Origin of the sequence: Nocardia pseudovaccinii NBRC 100343, assembly GCF_001613225.1 — a bacterium.
Lineage (GTDB): Bacteria > Actinomycetota > Actinomycetes > Mycobacteriales > Mycobacteriaceae > Nocardia > Nocardia pseudovaccinii.
In genome coordinates this window covers 1-15,631 of the sequence record NZ_BDBY01000011.1, presented here as the reverse complement: position 1 = coordinate 15,631, position 15,631 = coordinate 1, and the positions used below count along the sequence as shown (strand labels likewise).

General features: G+C 66.9%; 17 protein-coding genes. 11 read left to right on the top strand and 6 right to left on the bottom strand.

The window, feature by feature from the left end:
* Positions 1-88 precede the first annotated feature (88 nt).
* Positions 89-721 (bottom strand): Uma2 family endonuclease, encoded by a 633-nt coding sequence (locus NP3_RS48845; protein ID WP_169814423.1) that lies wholly within the window; start codon positions 719-721, stop codon positions 89-91.
* 295 nt (positions 722-1,016) lie between these two features.
* Here NP3_RS48845 and NP3_RS01170 point away from each other — a divergent pair, with 295 nt between their 5' ends.
* From NP3_RS01170 to NP3_RS01140, 7 genes are all read left to right on the top strand, one after another.
* Positions 1,017-4,181, top strand: coding sequence for an AfsR/SARP family transcriptional regulator (locus NP3_RS01170; RefSeq protein WP_169814422.1), 3,165 nt, complete (start codon positions 1,017-1,019; stop codon positions 4,179-4,181).
* A gap of 83 nt (positions 4,182-4,264) precedes the next feature.
* A complete protein-coding gene (locus NP3_RS01165; RefSeq protein ID WP_063036858.1) occupies positions 4,265-4,522 on the top strand; it encodes a hypothetical protein in 258 nt (85 codons plus the stop codon).
* A 247-nt stretch (positions 4,523-4,769) separates the two neighbouring features.
* Positions 4,770-5,819, top strand: coding sequence for a DUF5336 domain-containing protein (locus NP3_RS01160; protein ID WP_063036856.1), 1,050 nt, complete (start codon positions 4,770-4,772; stop codon positions 5,817-5,819).
* Between the two features lie 83 nt (positions 5,820-5,902).
* Positions 5,903-7,456 carry a cell division protein PerM gene (locus NP3_RS01155; protein ID WP_063036855.1) on the top strand — a complete coding sequence of 518 codons (1,554 nt, stop codon included), beginning with the start codon at positions 5,903-5,905 and terminating at the stop codon, positions 7,454-7,456.
* Between the two features lie 56 nt (positions 7,457-7,512).
* Positions 7,513-8,169 carry a phosphoribosylglycinamide formyltransferase gene (gene purN / locus NP3_RS01150; protein WP_063036853.1) on the top strand — a complete coding sequence of 219 codons (657 nt, stop codon included), beginning with the start codon at positions 7,513-7,515 and terminating at the stop codon, positions 8,167-8,169.
* A complete protein-coding gene (purH, locus tag NP3_RS01145) occupies positions 8,166-9,740 on the top strand; it encodes a bifunctional phosphoribosylaminoimidazolecarboxamide formyltransferase/IMP cyclohydrolase (RefSeq protein ID WP_063036851.1) in 1,575 nt (524 codons plus the stop codon). Before purN ends, purH begins: the two co-directional genes overlap by 4 nt.
* Positions 9,741-9,840: 100 nt before the next feature.
* Positions 9,841-11,394 carry a beta-N-acetylhexosaminidase gene (locus NP3_RS01140; protein WP_063824621.1) on the top strand — a complete coding sequence of 518 codons (1,554 nt, stop codon included), beginning with the start codon at positions 9,841-9,843 and terminating at the stop codon, positions 11,392-11,394.
* Here NP3_RS01140 and NP3_RS01135 read toward each other — a convergent pair.
* The gene (locus tag NP3_RS01135; protein ID WP_307676223.1) at positions 11,391-11,849 is read right to left on the bottom strand and encodes a hypothetical protein; all 459 of its coding nucleotides are present in this window, start codon (positions 11,847-11,849) and stop codon (positions 11,391-11,393) included. The genes NP3_RS01140 and NP3_RS01135 overlap by 4 nt on opposite strands.
* A gap of 246 nt (positions 11,850-12,095) precedes the next feature.
* On the opposite strand from NP3_RS01135, the gene NP3_RS01130 reads away from it, so the two are divergent.
* Positions 12,096-12,671, top strand: a complete 576-nt coding sequence (locus NP3_RS01130) for a LysM peptidoglycan-binding domain-containing protein (protein WP_063036847.1) — start codon at positions 12,096-12,098, stop codon at positions 12,669-12,671.
* A gap of 57 nt (positions 12,672-12,728) precedes the next feature.
* On the opposite strand, the gene rpsR is transcribed toward NP3_RS01130, so the two are convergent.
* From rpsR to rpmB, 4 genes are read right to left on the bottom strand one after another with little or no spacing between them, the layout of a single operon-like run.
* Positions 12,729-12,983 carry a 30S ribosomal protein S18 gene (gene rpsR, locus NP3_RS01125; RefSeq protein ID WP_040695439.1) on the bottom strand — a complete coding sequence of 85 codons (255 nt, stop codon included), beginning with the start codon at positions 12,981-12,983 and terminating at the stop codon, positions 12,729-12,731.
* 33 nt (positions 12,984-13,016) lie between these two features.
* Positions 13,017-13,322, bottom strand: a complete 306-nt coding sequence (rpsN, locus tag NP3_RS01120; RefSeq protein ID WP_063036845.1) for a 30S ribosomal protein S14 — start codon at positions 13,320-13,322, stop codon at positions 13,017-13,019.
* Complete coding sequence (rpmG, locus tag NP3_RS01115; RefSeq protein ID WP_040695436.1) at positions 13,322-13,492, bottom strand: 50S ribosomal protein L33; 171 nt, start codon at positions 13,490-13,492, stop codon at positions 13,322-13,324. Before rpmG ends, rpsN begins: the two co-directional genes overlap by 1 nt.
* A 10-nt stretch (positions 13,493-13,502) precedes the next feature.
* Complete coding sequence (gene rpmB / locus NP3_RS01110; protein WP_063036843.1) at positions 13,503-13,739, bottom strand: 50S ribosomal protein L28; 237 nt, start codon at positions 13,737-13,739, stop codon at positions 13,503-13,505.
* A 156-nt stretch (positions 13,740-13,895) separates the two neighbouring features.
* Between rpmB and mrf the strand changes: the two genes are divergently transcribed.
* The 3 genes from mrf to rpmF are packed head-to-tail and all read left to right on the top strand — an operon-like array spanning position 13,896 to position 15,608.
* Positions 13,896-15,161 carry a ribosome hibernation factor-recruiting GTPase MRF gene (mrf, locus tag NP3_RS01105; protein WP_373864719.1) on the top strand — a complete coding sequence of 422 codons (1,266 nt, stop codon included), beginning with the start codon at positions 13,896-13,898 and terminating at the stop codon, positions 15,159-15,161.
* A complete protein-coding gene (locus NP3_RS01100; RefSeq protein WP_063036839.1) occupies positions 15,158-15,433 on the top strand; it encodes a type B 50S ribosomal protein L31 in 276 nt (91 codons plus the stop codon). Before mrf ends, NP3_RS01100 begins: the two co-directional genes overlap by 4 nt.
* Before the next feature lies 1 nt (position 15,434).
* Positions 15,435-15,608, top strand: coding sequence for a 50S ribosomal protein L32 (gene rpmF / locus NP3_RS01095; RefSeq protein ID WP_063036837.1), 174 nt, complete (start codon positions 15,435-15,437; stop codon positions 15,606-15,608).
* Positions 15,609-15,631: the final 23 nt, after the last annotated feature.

Below are 15,631 nucleotides of genomic sequence, written 5' to 3'. Positions count from 1 at the left end.
GCCTGACAGCTTGGCACGCCCAACCCGCTACGACACCGCCCTGAAACAGACCTGTGTCCGTTTTGGAATGCTTGTCGCAGTGGGGGTTTCAGTCGGTGGTCTGGATCGCTGCAGTCGCCCCGGCCGATCCGGCTCCGCTGTCGCGTCGTGGCCCGGCCAGCATGTCGAGATCGATGGTGAGCGGAAGCGGGGACTCGAGCTGCACGACACCGGTCATACGTGGTGCGATCTCGTATTTGCCGGTGTCATTGTTCAAGCGGTACACCGTCAAGCCGATCGATTCGAGATCCACGATGTCGATCACCCAGTAGTGCGGAATGCCATTGGCGGCGTACTCGCCTGCTTTGGTCGCATAGTCGCGAACTGCCGACTCGTCCGAGGAGGCGATTTCGATGGCCAGCGCGATCTGCTCACTGCGGATACGTGCCTGCGAGTCGATGTCGACCTGCGTGACGACGATATCGGGCACTCGCCGCTGGGAGCGTCCGACGGGCAGCTCCGCCTCGATTTCGGCGAAGGCTTCCCATCCCGGGGGCAACTGACCATCGAGCTGAAAGACCAGCCTCATGATGGCGCGGCTATGGGGAGGCGCGGGGCGAGCGTTCACGAGCAAGAGTCCGTTCTCGATCTCGTAACGATGGCCGGTGTCGCTCGGCAGAGCGTCGAATTCTCGCACGCTGATCGGCCGCCTGTGCGGGATCGGCACCATTTCGACTGTCATCGATCCGCCTCCGTGCCTTGTCGCCTTGTGCGCCGTGGGGAAGTACCCGGTTTTACGTGCACACAAAACATTAGCGTGCACGCAGACCAATGATCGCATCCATATTTGGGACCGAGGGTCCCCGGCTGAGTGACCTGGTCTCGAATGGGGACGCTGAGCGGGCCGGGCGCAGCGTGGCGCAGGCATGACACTGAAGCCGCTACAACTGCTAGGGATACGCTGCCCGGTGGCGATGGTTGCCCAGGTCGGAGCGGCGGCTGGGCACTGGTTCCCCGTCACTGACATGCTGTGTGGCGTGGATGTGCTGGTGTTGGGCCCAGTGCAGGTGTGGGCAGGCGAGGACAAGCTGACCATTGATCGGCAACTGGAGCGTGCGTTGTTGGTGCGGTTGGCGTTGGCGAACGGTGTGCCGGTTCCGGATGGGCGGCTGGCCGAGGATCTGTGGGGCGCGGACGTCGAGCGGCCGGTGCAGCGGTTGCGGGTGGTGGTTTCGCGGTTGCGGGCGGCGCTCGGGGCCCATGCGGAGGTCATCGGACGGACGCCTGCCGGATATCACGCGAGTTCGAGAGCATCGGATCTGGTGACCGCCGAGGCGGCGGCGCAGCGGCTGTATGCCGCGCGCCGGGCTGGTGACCATGCCGTTGTCGCGGCGGCCGCGCGAGAGGCGCTCGGGTTGTGGCGTGGAGCCGCGCTGGCCGATCTGCGCAGCGTTCCGTATGCGGCGGCCGAGGGAGACCGGCTCGACGATTGGCGGCTGTCGCTGACCGTGGCGGGGCTGGAGGCCAATCTGGAATTGGGCGCGGCCGGGGAGGTGGTCACCGAACTGACCGGCCTGGTGGCGCGTTATCCGCTACACGAGCCGCTCTCGGGCCTGCTGGCATTGGCGCTGTATCGCACTGGGCGGCAAGCGGACGCACTCGACCGGCTGGCCCGCCTGCGCCGGAATCTCGCCGAGGAACTCGGTGTCGACCCGGCGCCGGAGACGGCAGCGCTGGAGCTGCGCATCCTCGACCACGATCCGACCCTCCGTCCCACGAATGCCGCGCCGATCCCCGCAACCCCGGTCACCACCGAAACAGCAACCGCCGCACCCCAGCTCGACCCTGTCGTCTCGGCCCCGGCGACCAGTTTCATCGGCCGCGGCCGCGAATTCGACACCCTCGGCACCCGGCTCACCGAACCCGGCCTGACCACCCTCGTCGGCGTCGCAGGCAGCGGAAAGTCCCGTCTCGCAGCCGAACTCGCCCGCGCCGCCGCCAACTCCGGACGCCCGGTCGCCTTCGTCGAACTGGCACCCCTGGCCCGAGCCGAGGATGTGCTGCCCGCGGTCCTCGCAGTACTCGAGACAAATGGCCTGACAGCAGACATCCCGATCGAACCCGACGACCTGTTGCCGGGAATCGTTGCGGTGCTGGGTACTTCGGGAATCACAGATGATTGCGGTGCTCGCGGCGATTCGGGCGCGCCGGGTCCTGCGGCAGCGTTGGGTGATTCGCGTGACCCCGAGCGCGCAAATGCGGGTCCGTCGAATGACTCGGGCATCCGAGGTGGTTCGGGTGCGCGCGCAGACGGTGCGCTGGATCCGTCGCATGCGCGCGGCGACTCGAGTGCGCAGCGTGCCCTCGCGGCATCAGCGAATTCGGCCCGCTCCCGCGATAACGCACAGCAAGTCTTGTTGATCCTCGACAATGCCGAGCATCTGATCGAGCCGGTAGCTGAATTAGCCACTGCCGCAGCCGGTGCCAGCATCTTCATCACTTCGCAGCGTGCGCTGGGAGTGGCAGGCGAGTCGGTCTATCCGCTGGGCCCGCTGGAACGTGGCAATGGCGTCGCACTGTTCACCGAACGTGCCGGACTGCACGGTTTGGTCACCGTCGATGAGCGTGCGGAACTGGTCAGGATCTGTGCGGCGGTGGATTGGCTGCCACTGGGGATCGAGTTGGCCGCAGGTCTCACTCGGACGCTCACGATTTCGCAACTCGCGCAGCGCATCGATGATCGGGTGCGGCTGTTGGTCGGCGGCGCGCGGGATGCCGGGGGAGGGCGGCATACGAGTCTGCGGGTGGCCCTGGACTGGAGTTATGAACTGCTGGCCGAACGGGAGCGGGCGGTCCTGCGCAGGCTCGGAGTATTCGCGGGCGGGTGCACGCTGGAGGCGGCCGAAACTGTCATGCCCGCAGCGGATCTCGAAGGCGGCGATATCGCGCCCGCACTCGCGGACTTGGTGAACCGAAGCTTGGTGACGGTCCAGACCTATGGTGCGACAAGACGATTCGTACTCTTGGAGACGGTCCGCGACTACGCACTCGCACAACTGGCGCAAACCCATGAGACCGATCCGCTACGTGCCCGGCACGTGGCCTGGTGTCTCGATCTGGTGCGCGACATCGGCGAGCCCGACGATTTCGCAACGGCCGAATCCGTGGCCGCGGTCTTCGCCGAATGGCCGAATATTCTCGCCGCGCTCGAAACCGCACCCGGAACACCGAGAGCCGCCGCCGGGTTACGACTCGCCACCGCAATGCACGTCCCCTGGCTGGCCAGGGCCTGGTTCCGCGAGGCGAAACGCCACTACGGGGCTCTGATCGAGTCACTGCCTGCCGACACTTCGCAGGCCGAATTGGCGCAGGCACTGAGTCATTACGGCTTCCACACCCTGATGACCGGCGACTTCGATTCCGCCGCAGCACAATTGGCCAGAGCAAGCGAACTCGCCGTGCCGCTGGACGACATCGAACTCGCCCAGACCGTGCGCTACTACCAGGGCATCGTCGATATCGAACGGGCCAGACTCCCGGAGGCGGTCGAGCGCCTGCGCGAGGGGGAGCGGCTGGCGGTGCGCGTCACCCAGGCCTCGTCCTTCGCCGACGCACTCGGCACCGCACTGTTGTATTCGGGTGACGCCGCAGGCGCACTCGCCGCCTACCAGCGCTCCACCGAGGTCGACCGCGCCAATGACGATGAGCACAGCCTCTCCCGCGGCTTGAGCAATCAGGCCAAGGCACTGCTCGATCTGGGTCGCGCCGAGGACGCACTCGCGATGGTCGAAGAATCCGACCGCTACGCCCGCCGCCTCGACGATCGACAGATCCTGCCGCTCAACGACCTCACCCGTGCCGCGGTCGCGCTGGCCGCCGGACAACTCGACGCCGCCGAATCCTATTGCCGCTCCGCCCTGGCCCACGAAGAGGAGGCCGGTCTGGCCCGGCTCGAACTCGCCGACGTCCTCATCGCCAAGGGCGAATTCGATGAGGCCGCAGGACTGCTCGCGGAACACGACGCGTCGGCTCCCGGCGGCGTCCCGGCACTCGCGGCCCGTGCGATCGAAGTCGCGCTGCGGCATGTCCGAGGCGACCCGGACGGCGAGTTGGTCGAGCGCACCCGGTCCGCCTACCGGACCAGTGGTTTCGGCTGGCAGCGCTACCTCAACAGACTCGAAAAACCGGGCACTACCTCGTGAAATGCGGATGAAATCGCGCTGAGACGGCCGCACGGGACTCTGGTCATCGCCAAAAGGAACCAACCAGAGAAAAGGCGCAGACAATGAGCATGAATCGCATCCGCCCCGCCCGCATCGCGGCCATCGCCGCCCTCACCGTCGTCGGGTTCATCGGCGGCGTCGCCCCTGCGGTGGCGGGCCCGTTCGGCACTGGATCGGCCCAGGCCCAGCCGGGCAACCTCGGCCCTTTCGAATACGAACACCAGTGCCTCGCTCGCGGCAACGAGGGCATCCGGACCGGCGAATGGCAGGAATTCGACTGCGTCGGCAGCTACGGCGCCTGGTATGTCGTGCCCCGCTGATCACTTGGGGCGCACAGGAGGGGATTCGGCCCGGAGCAGCTTGCTCCGGGCCGAAGTGCGTTCCCATCGGAGGTGGTAGCGCAGAATTGTTATCGGTCGGCGCAGATCCACAAAGGACCAGCGTATGCGCCGTTTTTCGGCCGCCCGGCCAGTTGGTCAAGGGTGACCCCGGCAAGCGAGTGCAGTAGCGTCAGGTAGAGATCCAGCCGTTCAGACGACGTACGACTCGACCTAGGAGACGACCACCATGTCATACCCGACCGGGGGCTCCGGGTACAACGCACCCGCGACGCCACCCGCACCTTCAAGCTCCGGCCAATCGGCTGGTACCGGCACCGAGTCCACCGCGAAGGGCCTGCCGTATTTCCTGGTGGTCGGTGTCGCCGCGCTCGGTGTGATCAACTTCCTGCTCGGCTTCCTCCCGTTCTTCGGCCAGAAGCCGCGTGAAGTGCGAGGTGTCACGGTCGAGGGAAATGACACGCTCAGTCTCTTCCAGTATTTCGGCGCGGCGGGACTGCTGGCCATCCTGCTGCTCGGCGGCCTGCTCGCCGGACTTTCGTTGCTGCCCAAGCAGAATTGGACCGGCGCCGCGGCCGCGGCATCCGCCGCCGGTTTCCTCGGCACACTGTTCCTGTCCTTCACCACGCCCGACGATCTGAACGTCGAGCTGAAGTGGGGCGCGTACGTGCTGCTATTCCTCGCGCTCGTGCAGACGGCCGTCGCGGTCGTCGCCGTGCTCTTCGAATCCGGCATCCTGACCCCGCCCGCCCCCAAGCCCGCCACTCCGCAGGCCCCCCCGAGCGGTTTCGGTTCCGGCGGTTACGGCCAGCAGGGTGCGTTCGGTCAGGGGCAGCCCTCGGCCTTCGGTCAGGGGCAGCCGAGCCAGTACGGTCAGGGTCAGTTCGGCCAGAGCCAGCCGGGTCAGTACGGCCAGGGCGCCCCGCAATACCAGGCGCAGCAGCCCTACGGTCAGAGTCAGCCGAGCCAGCCGACATACGGTCAGGGCCAGCAGTCGTCCTACGGCCAGCAGCCGCCCGCCTATGGTCAGCAGCCCGGATACGGTGCGGCGCAGCAGGGTTCGCCCTACGGTTCGTCGCCCGCCGCGCAGCCGCGCCCGGATGAGAGTGCCACCCAGCACTTCGGGACCCCGCAGTCCGGACAGCAGTACGGCACACCGGGTTTCGGTCAGGGCCAGCAGGGGCAGCCGGGTCAGCAGAACCAGCCGTTCGGCGGTGAATCCGGTTCGGACCCGTCCTCGGACGCCACCCACGCATTCCGCCCGGACGAGAACAAGTAGTTCGTCGGCTCTCCCGGCGCGCCCCAGAACGGGTCGGCGCGCCTGACCCGCTCGCGCCGGGGGAGCTGCCACGCTGAATTTCCATGAGCTCCTCGAGATCCTCTCTTGTGCGCCGGACCGCCGAGTCCCGCGGCGCGCCGGAACGTTCGGCGCGGAGCGACCGATCGACGCCGCGCACCTCCGCGGACGTTTTCGACGAGGCCGGATTTCTATCGCTGACCCCCGAGCGCGCCCGTGTGCTGCTCCTGGTCGCGGCCCGGCCGACGACGTACGCGCTCGTCGCCGTCGTCGTCCTCATGCTGGCCGCCCTACTGTCCTCGGGCAGTAACCTGGCCGGTACCTCGGGTGCGATCGCCGCGGGTTGGCTTGCGGCACACCAGGTTCCGCTGGTGATCGGCAAAACCTCGCTCGAACTCCTACCGCTGCTGCCGACCGGGCTGCTGGTCTGGGCGACCGGTCGTGATTGTGCCCGCGCGGTCGAGCCGGACAGTTCACGCGCGGATCTCGGCTGGATCGTCGGTGCGGCGTTGTCCGGACCGCTGCTGGTCACTGCCGTCTGTCTGGCGGTCGCCGAGGACGCCTCCGGTGTCGTGGCATTGCAGCCGCCGAATACGCTGGCCGCCTTCGGCTGGGTCGGCGCGGTGCATCTGGTCGCCGCGGTCGGTGGCATCGCGAGCCGGAGTCGGCGTCGGCTGTTCACCCTGCTGCGGTTGCCGGACTGGGCGATCGCGGGCGCATTCGGCGCGGGTCGGACAGTCGTACGCCTGCTGACCTGCGCCACCGCGGTCGTCATCGTGTCCTTCCTCGCGCACTGGTCGCGCATCGGTGACACCTTTCACGCCGCGGGCAATGCGGCGGGTGTGCTCGGGCTGATCCTGCTCTCGCTGGCATATCTGCCGAATGTGGTGATCGCGACGGTCGGCGTCCTGGTCGGCTCCGGCGCGCAGTTCGGGGATGCGTCGATCGGCGTGTTTTCCGTTGTCGGCGGCCCGATTCCGGCCGTTCCGCTCATGGCGGCGGTGCCGACCGGACCCGCCGAAGGCTGGTGGCCGGTGCTGCTGTTGATTCCGGCCGCGGTAGGAGTGCTCGGCGGGCTCGATATCGGAAGGACCTCCCACGACCGCGCGGCCGCGCCGTGGGCGACGCTGACCTCCGCCGGGGTGGCGACCGTGACGTTGGTACTGCTCGGCGTGGTGGCGGGCGGCGACCTCGGAACGTTCGGGCAGTTCGGGCTCGATTTGCCGATTTTCGCGGTGGTGGCTTTCGGTTGGTTGGCCGTGACCGGATATGTGGGTCTGGCGTTCGCGCGTTGGGTCGTCGTTCCCATCGGCGCGCCGGTGACCGGGTACGACGACGAGGACGCGGATTACGACGACGACTACTACGAAGACGACTACTACGAAGACCGCGACCACTACGACGATCATTATGAGGACGAGCAGTACGACGACTACGACGACGAATACGAGGACTACGCCGGTCCCGACTTCGACGTGGAACTCGACGGCGAACTGGTCGACGAGCAGCCCGCGATCGCCACCTCGGGCGCCGCGGGCAGCAATACCTTCCCCGACATCGTCGATGCCGAAGTGGTCGAGGCGGACCTGCCGGAAAGTGACCGGGTGGACGGTCGTTAGGCTTTACCTGGCGGTGTCGCACCGCCCGCCTTCGACCGAACCGCAGGAGTAGACCGCTGACGTCCTCGAATGCCCCGTGGGTACCATCCGCGAACCCGGCAACCGTCGTCGTGCTGGCCTCTGGCACTGGTTCCCTGCTGCGCGCCCTCATCGAGGCCGCTGCCGCTCCGGAGTATCCGGCGACCGTCGTCGCCGTCGGCGTGGACCGCGTCTGCCAGGCCACCGAACACGCGGCCGCCGCGGGGATTCCGGCCTTCCGGATGGCCGTGCGGGATTTCCCCGATCGCGCCGCCTGGGATGTCGCGCTGACCGATGCGGTCGCCGCCTACGAACCCGATCTGGTGGTCTCGGCCGGATTCATGAAGATCCTCGGCCCGGTCTTCCTGGCCCGCTACGGCGGCCGGATCATCAATACCCACCCTGCGCTGCTGCCCGCATTCCCGGGCGCGCACGGGGTCCGCGACGCACTCGCCTACGGGGTGAAGGTCACCGGTTCGACCGTGCACCTGGTCGATTCCGGCATCGATACCGGACCGATCCTGGCCCAAGAGGCGGTGCCGGTGCACGACGATGACGACGAGGCCACGCTGCACGAGCGCATCAAGGTTGTCGAGCGACGGTTGCTGGCGGAGGTTGTCGCCGCCGTCGCCACCAGAGGCATTGTCTCCGACGGACGAAAGGCAGTAATTCCAGATGAGCGGGTACTTCGGTGAGTGAGCGTAAGGGGATTCACAGGGCGCTGATCAGCGTCTACGACAAGACGGGGCTCATCGAGCTCGCGACCGGGCTCAACGCCGCCGGTATCGAACTGGTTTCGACCGGTTCGACGGCGGGCAAGATCGCCGACGCGGGCATCCCGGTGACCAAGGTCGAGGATCTGACCGGATTCCCGGAAACCCTGGACGGCCGGGTCAAGACCCTGCACCCCCGCGTGCACGCGGGCATTCTCGCTGATACCCGCAAGGCCGAACATGTCGACCAATTGGTCGAGCTCGGCGTCGAGGCCTTCCAGCTCGTGGTGGTGAATCTGTACCCGTTCACCCAGACCGTGGCCAGCGGTGCGAGCAATGACGAATGCGTCGAGCAGATCGATATCGGCGGTCCGTCCATGGTACGCGCGGCCGCCAAGAACCATCCGTCGGTCGCGGTGGTCGTCGACAGCGGCGACTACGACGACGTACTTGCCGCGGTGCAGGCGGGCGGCTTCACTCTGCCCGAGCGGACCGCGTTGGCGGCCAAGGCATTCCAGCACACCGCAAGCTATGACGTCGCGGTCGCGAGCTGGATGACCAGCGTGCTCGCCCCGGCTGTCGAGTCGAATGAGGCTGCCGCACAGCAGTTCCCGGGCTGGATCGGCGGCTCCTGGGAGCGCGCCTCGGTGCTGCGCTACGGCGAGAACCCGCATCAGGCCGCCGCGCTGTACACCCAGAACGACGGCAGCCGGGGCCTGGCACAGGCGAAGCAGTTGCACGGCAAGGAAATGTCGTACAACAACTACACCGATGCCGACGCCGCCTGGCGCGCCGCCTACGACCATTCGGCACCGGCGGTCGCGATCATCAAGCACGCCAACCCCTGTGGCATCGCGATCGGCGCGGATCTCGCCGAGGCGCACCGCAAGGCGCACGCATGCGATCCGGTGAGCGCCTACGGCGGTGTGATCGCGGCCAACGGTGAGATCAGCGTGGAGATGGCCGAGCAGGTCGCCGATATCTTCACCGAGGTGATCGTCGCACCGTCGTATGCCGATGGCGCCGTCGAGGTGTTGCAGCGCAAGAAGAATGTGCGCATCCTGGTCGCCGAGCCGCCGCGGCGCGCCGGTGCGGAGCTGCGCCCGATCAGCGGCGGCGCACTGCTGCAGAGCCGCGATATCCTCGACGCCCCTGGCGACAACCCGGAGAACTGGACCCTGGTGGCGGGTGAGGCGGCCGATGCGGAAACCCTTGCCGATCTCGAGTTCGCTTGGCGCGCCTGCCGTGCCGTGAAGTCCAATGCCATCCTGCTCGCCCACGACGGCGCCTCGGTCGGCGTCGGCATGGGCCAGGTCAACCGGGTCGATGCGGTGGGTCTCGCGGTGCAGCGTGCCGGTGACCGCGCTAAGGGTTCGGTCGCCGCATCGGATGCGTTCTTCCCGTTCTCCGACGGCCCGCAGCAGCTCATCCAGGCCGGTATCCGGGCCATTGTGCAGCCCGGCGGCTCGGTCCGCGACCAGGACACCATCGACCTGGCCCGTGAAGCGGGAGTCACCCTCTACCTGACGGGATCTCGCCACTTCGCGCACTGAGTTATCCCTGAAGAGGGCGGGGGCCACCGGCTCCCGCCCTCTTTGCGTGTCCTGAGTCGACTGCCGGGCAGAGCAGGACGGTTTTCGTAGAGTGACCGGTATGGCGACTCGTGCGGTGGTATCCGGTGTGGTGGCTATGGCGGCCGTGGCGCTCGTCGCCCAGCCACAGACGCGTGCCGAACAGGCCGCACCCCTGACGGTTCCGTCGGTGAAGAGCTGGACTCCCGGTGGTACCGGGTTCACACTCGGCGTACATGCGCGAGTGGTGTATGCCGGAGACGGGCTGCGCGACGCCGCAGTGGATCTTGCGGACGGCCTACGCGCTGTTTCCGGCAATGATGTTGTGGCACAGTCTGGTTCGTCCGGTGGTCCGGGTGACATCGTGCTGCGGAACGGTCCGGTCGTCGGCGCGCCTAACACTCCGGAGTCGTACCGGATAGCGGTCGGCGACACGCTCGATCTCCAGGGCTCGGACACGGCCGGAACCTTCTACGCCACCAGGTCCGCACTGCAGATGCTGCGCAGGAACACCGCGATTCCCGGCGGTACCGTGACGGATTGGCCCGACTACCGCGAACGCTCACTCATGCTCGACGTCGGCCGCGAATTCATGCCGGTCGACATGCTGCGTGATCAGATCCGGCGCATGGCCCAGCTCAAACTCAACCTGCTGCACCTGCACTTCTCGGACACCTTCGGATTTCGGCTCGTGAGCATAAGCCATCCGGAGATCACCGCGCCGGAGCACTATTCGAAGCAAGACATCCACGATCTGATCGAATACGCGGCGCGCTATCAGGTCGAGATCGTGCCGGAGGTGGATTTCCCTGGTCATATGAACGGAATCCTCGCGGCGCACCCCGATCTGAAGCTGCGTAGCGCCGCCGGAGTCGTCTCGGACTCCGCCATCGATATCTCGAACCCGCGAAGCTACGACTTGATGCGCGACATCGTGGAGGAATTCCTGCCACAATTCCCCGGCCGCTATTGGCATCTCGGCGCAGACGAGTTCCTATTGCAGGGCACCCGCGTCGTTTCCATGGACGAATACCCGCAACTGGGCGAATACGCCCGCGCCACCTACGGCCCGCAGGCCCAACCGGTCGACGCCTACCTCGGCCTGATCAACTGGGGCGCCGAAATCGTGCGCGCCCACGGCAAACGTCCACGCATCTGGAACGACGGACTGCACACCGGCGAGGGAACCATCACGCCCGACCGCGATATCGTCATCGACTTCTGGAGCCGCGCGGGCATCCCGCAACTGCCTCTGCCGTTCTTCGGAAATGCGCGCACCGCATCGGATCTCATCGCCGCCGGACATCAGGTGAAGAATGCGGCCTTCACGCCCACGTACTATGTGACCGGCGGACCGGCCACCATCGGCAATATTCCGGCCCCGCTGGCCTACGAACTCTGGGATCCAACACTTTTCGTGGACGGCACCCGGCTGATTCCCGATCAGAACGCGAGCAATCTAGGCTCCGGTCTATACGTATGGTGCGACGACCCGACCGCACAAACTCCGGCCCGGATAGCGGCATCGATCACGATGCCGTTGCGCGTCATGGCGCAAAAGACTTGGGGCCCAGTCAAACCCGGAACCTACCTGGAATTCGCCGCCCTCGCGGACACAGTCGCCGAACCCGTCTAGACCGCGCTGAGGACCTGTCGGCTGCCGAGTGGCGCCTTCAGTGGCACCTCGAGGGTGCCGAAAACGGCGATCATGGTGCACATTCGGCCGACGGCATCGGCGCGCGTACCGGAGCGCAGTTCCACGGTGACCGTCGAATCGGTCTCGGTCACCCCGGCATCCACGCCGTAGCACTCCGGCGATCCGGTCTCGAAGTTGACCGCGATCCGATCATCGGCCACCCGTGACCAGGACGTGAACGGAATCGGATGCGCGCCAACGATCGTCGGGTCGGCGACGAACATCCGGCCCGTGTCGGCGGGTGTACCCTCGGTCGGCGTACTCTTCGCCGCACTCGTTGTCGTTGTCTTCCCTTGTGTCCCACCGTTATCGGAGCCACCGCATGCGGTGACGGCGAGGCCGACGAACAATGCGACGGCGACTGCGGCGGGCCGAACTCGCGACATCCGATACATACCGACCACCCTAATCCACGGGTCGGAGCATCGAGCCGAACCGCGCCAGCAAACCAGGAGAACGATTGTGTCGGTTTGTGCGACAAGATGATAGAGCGGTGAAGCCCATACAGTGAACATTCGGCTAAGCCTGCGCGTAATACCTCCGCGCCGCTCGCCCGCACAGTACATTCGGGGGCCGATGCGCGCCGAGCGGCACGCATCGAGTCGGAATGCTTGGCACAGTAAACCTTCGAAAGGAAGAACGTGGGCGACACGCTGCGCGTAGGTGAAGAACTCGGGCTCGGCCAGACTCTGGTCGGCGGTGCGTACACCCTGACCCTGCAGCCCGATGGCAATCTGGTGCTGTCGGAACCGGATGGAAATGTCGTGTGGTCCACCCTGACTCACGATCAAGGTGTCGAGCGGGCCGTCCTGCAGGAGGACGGCAACTTCGTGCTCTACAAGGGTGAGGGCGCGGCCTGGGCCACCGAAACCAATGGCCGGGAAGCGGACCGGCTGACCGTGCAGGCCGACCGCAATGTGGTGCTGTACGGCACGGACGGCAGCGCGCTGTGGGCCTCGGACACCCAGACCGACAACCCGCTGCCCGCCCCGGAGCCGGAGCCGGAGCCGGTTGCCGAGCAGGCCGCGCTCGCCGCCGAAGAGGTCGCGCCCCCGCTGCCTGCCGCGCAGACCTACACGGTCGAGCCGGGCGACACCCTGTGGGCGATCGCCGAGCGCTTCTACGGCGACGGCAACCGCTACCAGGAGATCGCGGACGCCAGCGGCATCGACAACCCGGATGCCATCAACCCCGGCCAGGTGCTCACCATCCCGTGACGCGCTGACGACGAAGGGCCCCGAGGCTGCAGCTTCGGGGCCCTTCCGAGTCGGTGTCTACCGGCTGGTGAACGGCAGAAGTGCCATCTCGCGGGCGTTCTTCACCGCGACGGCGACCTGGCGCTGCTGCTGCGGGGTGAGTCCGGTGACCCGGCGGCTGCGGATCTTGCCGCGGTCGGAGATGAAGGTGCGCAGCAGGTTGACGTCCTTGTAATCGACCGTCTCGACGCCCGCCGCGATCAGCGGGTTCTTCTTCGGGCGACGGGCCTGCTCGGCGCGAACCTTCTTCGAGGGTGCTCGCTTGACTGCCATGTGACGGGTTTCCTTCTCGAGATCAGTGGTTGTCTACCAGCTCGATTTGTGCACACCGGGGAGTTCACCCCGATGGGCCATCTCGCGTACACGTACGCGGGAGAGTCCGAACTTCCGGAGATGACCGCGCGGTCGTCCGTCCGCGGCGTCCCGATTGCGCAATCGTACCGGACTGGCATCGCGGGGCAGCCGCTGTAGCGCCGACTGTGCCGCTGCGCGGGCTTCCTCGGAGGTGGTCGGCTTGCGGATCAGTTCCTTGAGCTCCGCGCGCCGCGCCGCATGGCGGGCGACGATCTCCTTGCGCTGTTCATTGCGGGCGATCTTCGACTTCTTGGCCATCAGCGCTCCTCGCGGAAGTCGACGTGCCTGCGCACCACCGGATCGTATTTGCGCAACACCATGCGGTCCGGATCGTTGCGCCGGTTCTTCCGCGTGACGTACGTATATCCGGTTCCCGCAGTGGATTTCAGCTTGATGATCGGCCGGATCTCGGTCGATTTCGAGGCCATGGCGCTCCCGTCAGATCTTGTCGCCGCGGGCTCGGATCCGGGCCACCACGGCCTCGATCCCGTCCCGGTCGATGGTCTTGATGCCCTTGGCGGAGACGTTCAGCGTGATGCGCCGGTCCTCGCTGGGCAGGTAATAGGTCTTGCGCTGGACATTGGGATTCCAGCGCCGGCTCGTCCGCTTGTGCGAGTGCGATACGGACTTGCCGAATCCCGGCTTGCGCCCGGTGACCTGGCAGTGGGCCGACATGCGGACTCCTTCCAGTATTTGACAATCATTTTCGACAACGGCTGTTCGACAATGTACCGTTGCCTGACAGAAAATGAAAATCGTTATCGAAAGGAAGGTTGCGTGGAACCCGCCCTACCCCCACCCGGGAGGCAGTCCGACCGGAGAACCCCCGTCGTGATGCTCGCCGGATGCTCCGGAGCGGCCGCGGCGGGTGTGGCACGACTGGCCGCCGCACTGCGCGAGACGCCGGGCACCGTCACCATCCGCCACGACTTGGGCGGACTCGGCGAGGGCATCGTGCATCGCACGGTGCGCATCGGCGAGCAGGAGACCTCGACCGTGCTCGAACTGGCGCACGGCTGCGTCTCCTGCACCCTGCGCAACGATCTGCTGCCGCTGCTGTGCGCGCTCACGGCCCGTGGCTCGGTGGATCGCATTGTGCTGGAGCTGGATTCGGCCTTCGAGGCGGAAGCGGTATGCCGGGCGATCGAGAATATCGTCGTCACCGGTGTGGTCGGACGTGTCGACGGCCCGGCCGGGCGCGATGTGCGAGTCGAGGCCGTGCTCACCTGTGTGGACGCGCGAACCTGGTTGGCCGATGCTACCGGCGAGGACACCCTCGCCGAGCGCGGGTCGACGACCGCCGACGATGACCGGACCGTGGCCCAGGTGGCGGTCGGTCAGGTCGACTTCGCGGATGCCGTTGTGGCACACGGTAGTACCGGTGATCCCCGCGATCGGGCGCGGCTCGCCGCGGTGCTGTCCCGGCTCGTGCCCGAAGCACCGGTGGCCTGGATCGACGATATCGATCTGCTCGACTCGGCCGATGTCGAGGCACTGCTCGCACGCATTCCGGTCCAATCGCGGCGCGGCCGCGTCTTCGATGCCCATGCGCCGCTGTTGCGCGGCCAGCCGCCGCTCGGCGCCGAATACGGTGTCGTCCTAGTCGAATTCGCCGCGAGCCGCCCGTTCCATCCGGCTCGCCTGCACGAGGCCCTCGACGTGCTCTTCGACGGCGTCGTGACCGCACGGGGACGGATGTGGCTGGCCACCCAGCCGAACGAGGTGGTGTGGCTGGAATCGGCGGGCGGCGGATTGCGCGTCGGCGGCGCGGGACCGTGGCTGGCCGCCATGAGTCCGAGCGAGCTGGCACAGGCCGACCCCACGCGCCGGGCCATGGCCGCGCTGCGCTGGGACGAGCAGTTCGGCGACCGCGATATTTCGCTGGTTGTCCTGGCCTGTGACGCGGACCCGGCCGAGATCCGGCAGGCCCTGCACTGGGCGCTGGTCGAGGACGACGAACTGCGCCTGGTGGAACGCGCACCCGAGCGGGTCGCGCAGTGGGAGGACCCCTTCGGCGAATGGCATGCCGACCCCTGCGAACCGAACGGCCTGCCGATCGACGGTCAGACGAAAAGCCCTGGAGGAGAGGCGAAATGAAGACTGGCATACATCCGGACTACCACCCTGTGGTGTTCGAGGATTCGAGTACCGGAAAGCGGTTTCTGACCCGGTCCACCGCCACCAGCGCACGCACCGTCGAGTGGGAAGACGGCAATACCTACCCGCTGCTGGTCGTGGACGTCACCTCCGATTCGCACCCGTTCTGGACCGGCGCGCACCGCGTGCTGGATACCCAGGGCCGGGTGGAGAAGTTCGAGCGCAAATACGGCAGGCGGGCCTCGTCCCGGCCCTCACGAGGGGAGGGCTGATATGGCGGTGCCCAAGCGCAGGATGTCGCGGTCGAATACCCGCAGCCGTCGCTCGCAGTGGAAGACGACCCCGCCGGACCTGGTGCCGGTCAGTGTCGGCGGGGTCGTACACAAGGTGCCGCGCCGTTTGGTGCAGGCGGTCAAACGCGGACTCGTCGATCCAGGGCGAATTTGACGCCCTCGTAACCACAACGGAGC

Excerpts from the sequence above, each read along its gene's own strand:
- NP3_RS48845 (WP_169814423.1), bottom strand. The coding sequence starts at position 721 with ATGACAGTCGAAATGGTGCCGATCCCGCACAGGCGGCCGATCAGCGTG.
- NP3_RS01165 (WP_063036858.1), top strand. The coding sequence starts at position 4,265 with ATGAGCATGAATCGCATCCGCCCCGCCCGCATCGCGGCCATCGCCGCC.
- NP3_RS01160 (WP_063036856.1), top strand. The coding sequence starts at position 4,770 with ATGTCATACCCGACCGGGGGCTCCGGGTACAACGCACCCGCGACGCCA.
- NP3_RS01155 (WP_063036855.1), top strand. The coding sequence starts at position 5,903 with ATGAGCTCCTCGAGATCCTCTCTTGTGCGCCGGACCGCCGAGTCCCGC.
- NP3_RS01140 (WP_063824621.1), top strand. The coding sequence starts at position 9,841 with ATGGCGACTCGTGCGGTGGTATCCGGTGTGGTGGCTATGGCGGCCGTG.
- NP3_RS01135 (WP_307676223.1), bottom strand. The coding sequence starts at position 11,849 with ATGTATCGGATGTCGCGAGTTCGGCCCGCCGCAGTCGCCGTCGCATTG.
- rpsR (WP_040695439.1), bottom strand. The coding sequence starts at position 12,983 with ATGGCAGTCAAGCGAGCACCCTCGAAGAAGGTTCGCGCCGAGCAGGCC.
- rpsN (WP_063036845.1), bottom strand. The coding sequence starts at position 13,322 with ATGGCCAAGAAGTCGAAGATCGCCCGCAATGAACAGCGCAAGGAGATC.
- rpmG (WP_040695436.1), bottom strand. The coding sequence starts at position 13,492 with ATGGCCTCGAAATCGACCGAGATCCGGCCGATCATCAAGCTGAAATCC.
- rpmB (WP_063036843.1), bottom strand. The coding sequence starts at position 13,739 with ATGTCGGCCCACTGCCAGGTCACCGGGCGCAAGCCGGGATTCGGCAAG.
- NP3_RS01100 (WP_063036839.1), top strand. The coding sequence starts at position 15,158 with ATGAAGACTGGCATACATCCGGACTACCACCCTGTGGTGTTCGAGGAT.
- rpmF (WP_063036837.1), top strand. The coding sequence starts at position 15,435 with ATGGCGGTGCCCAAGCGCAGGATGTCGCGGTCGAATACCCGCAGCCGT.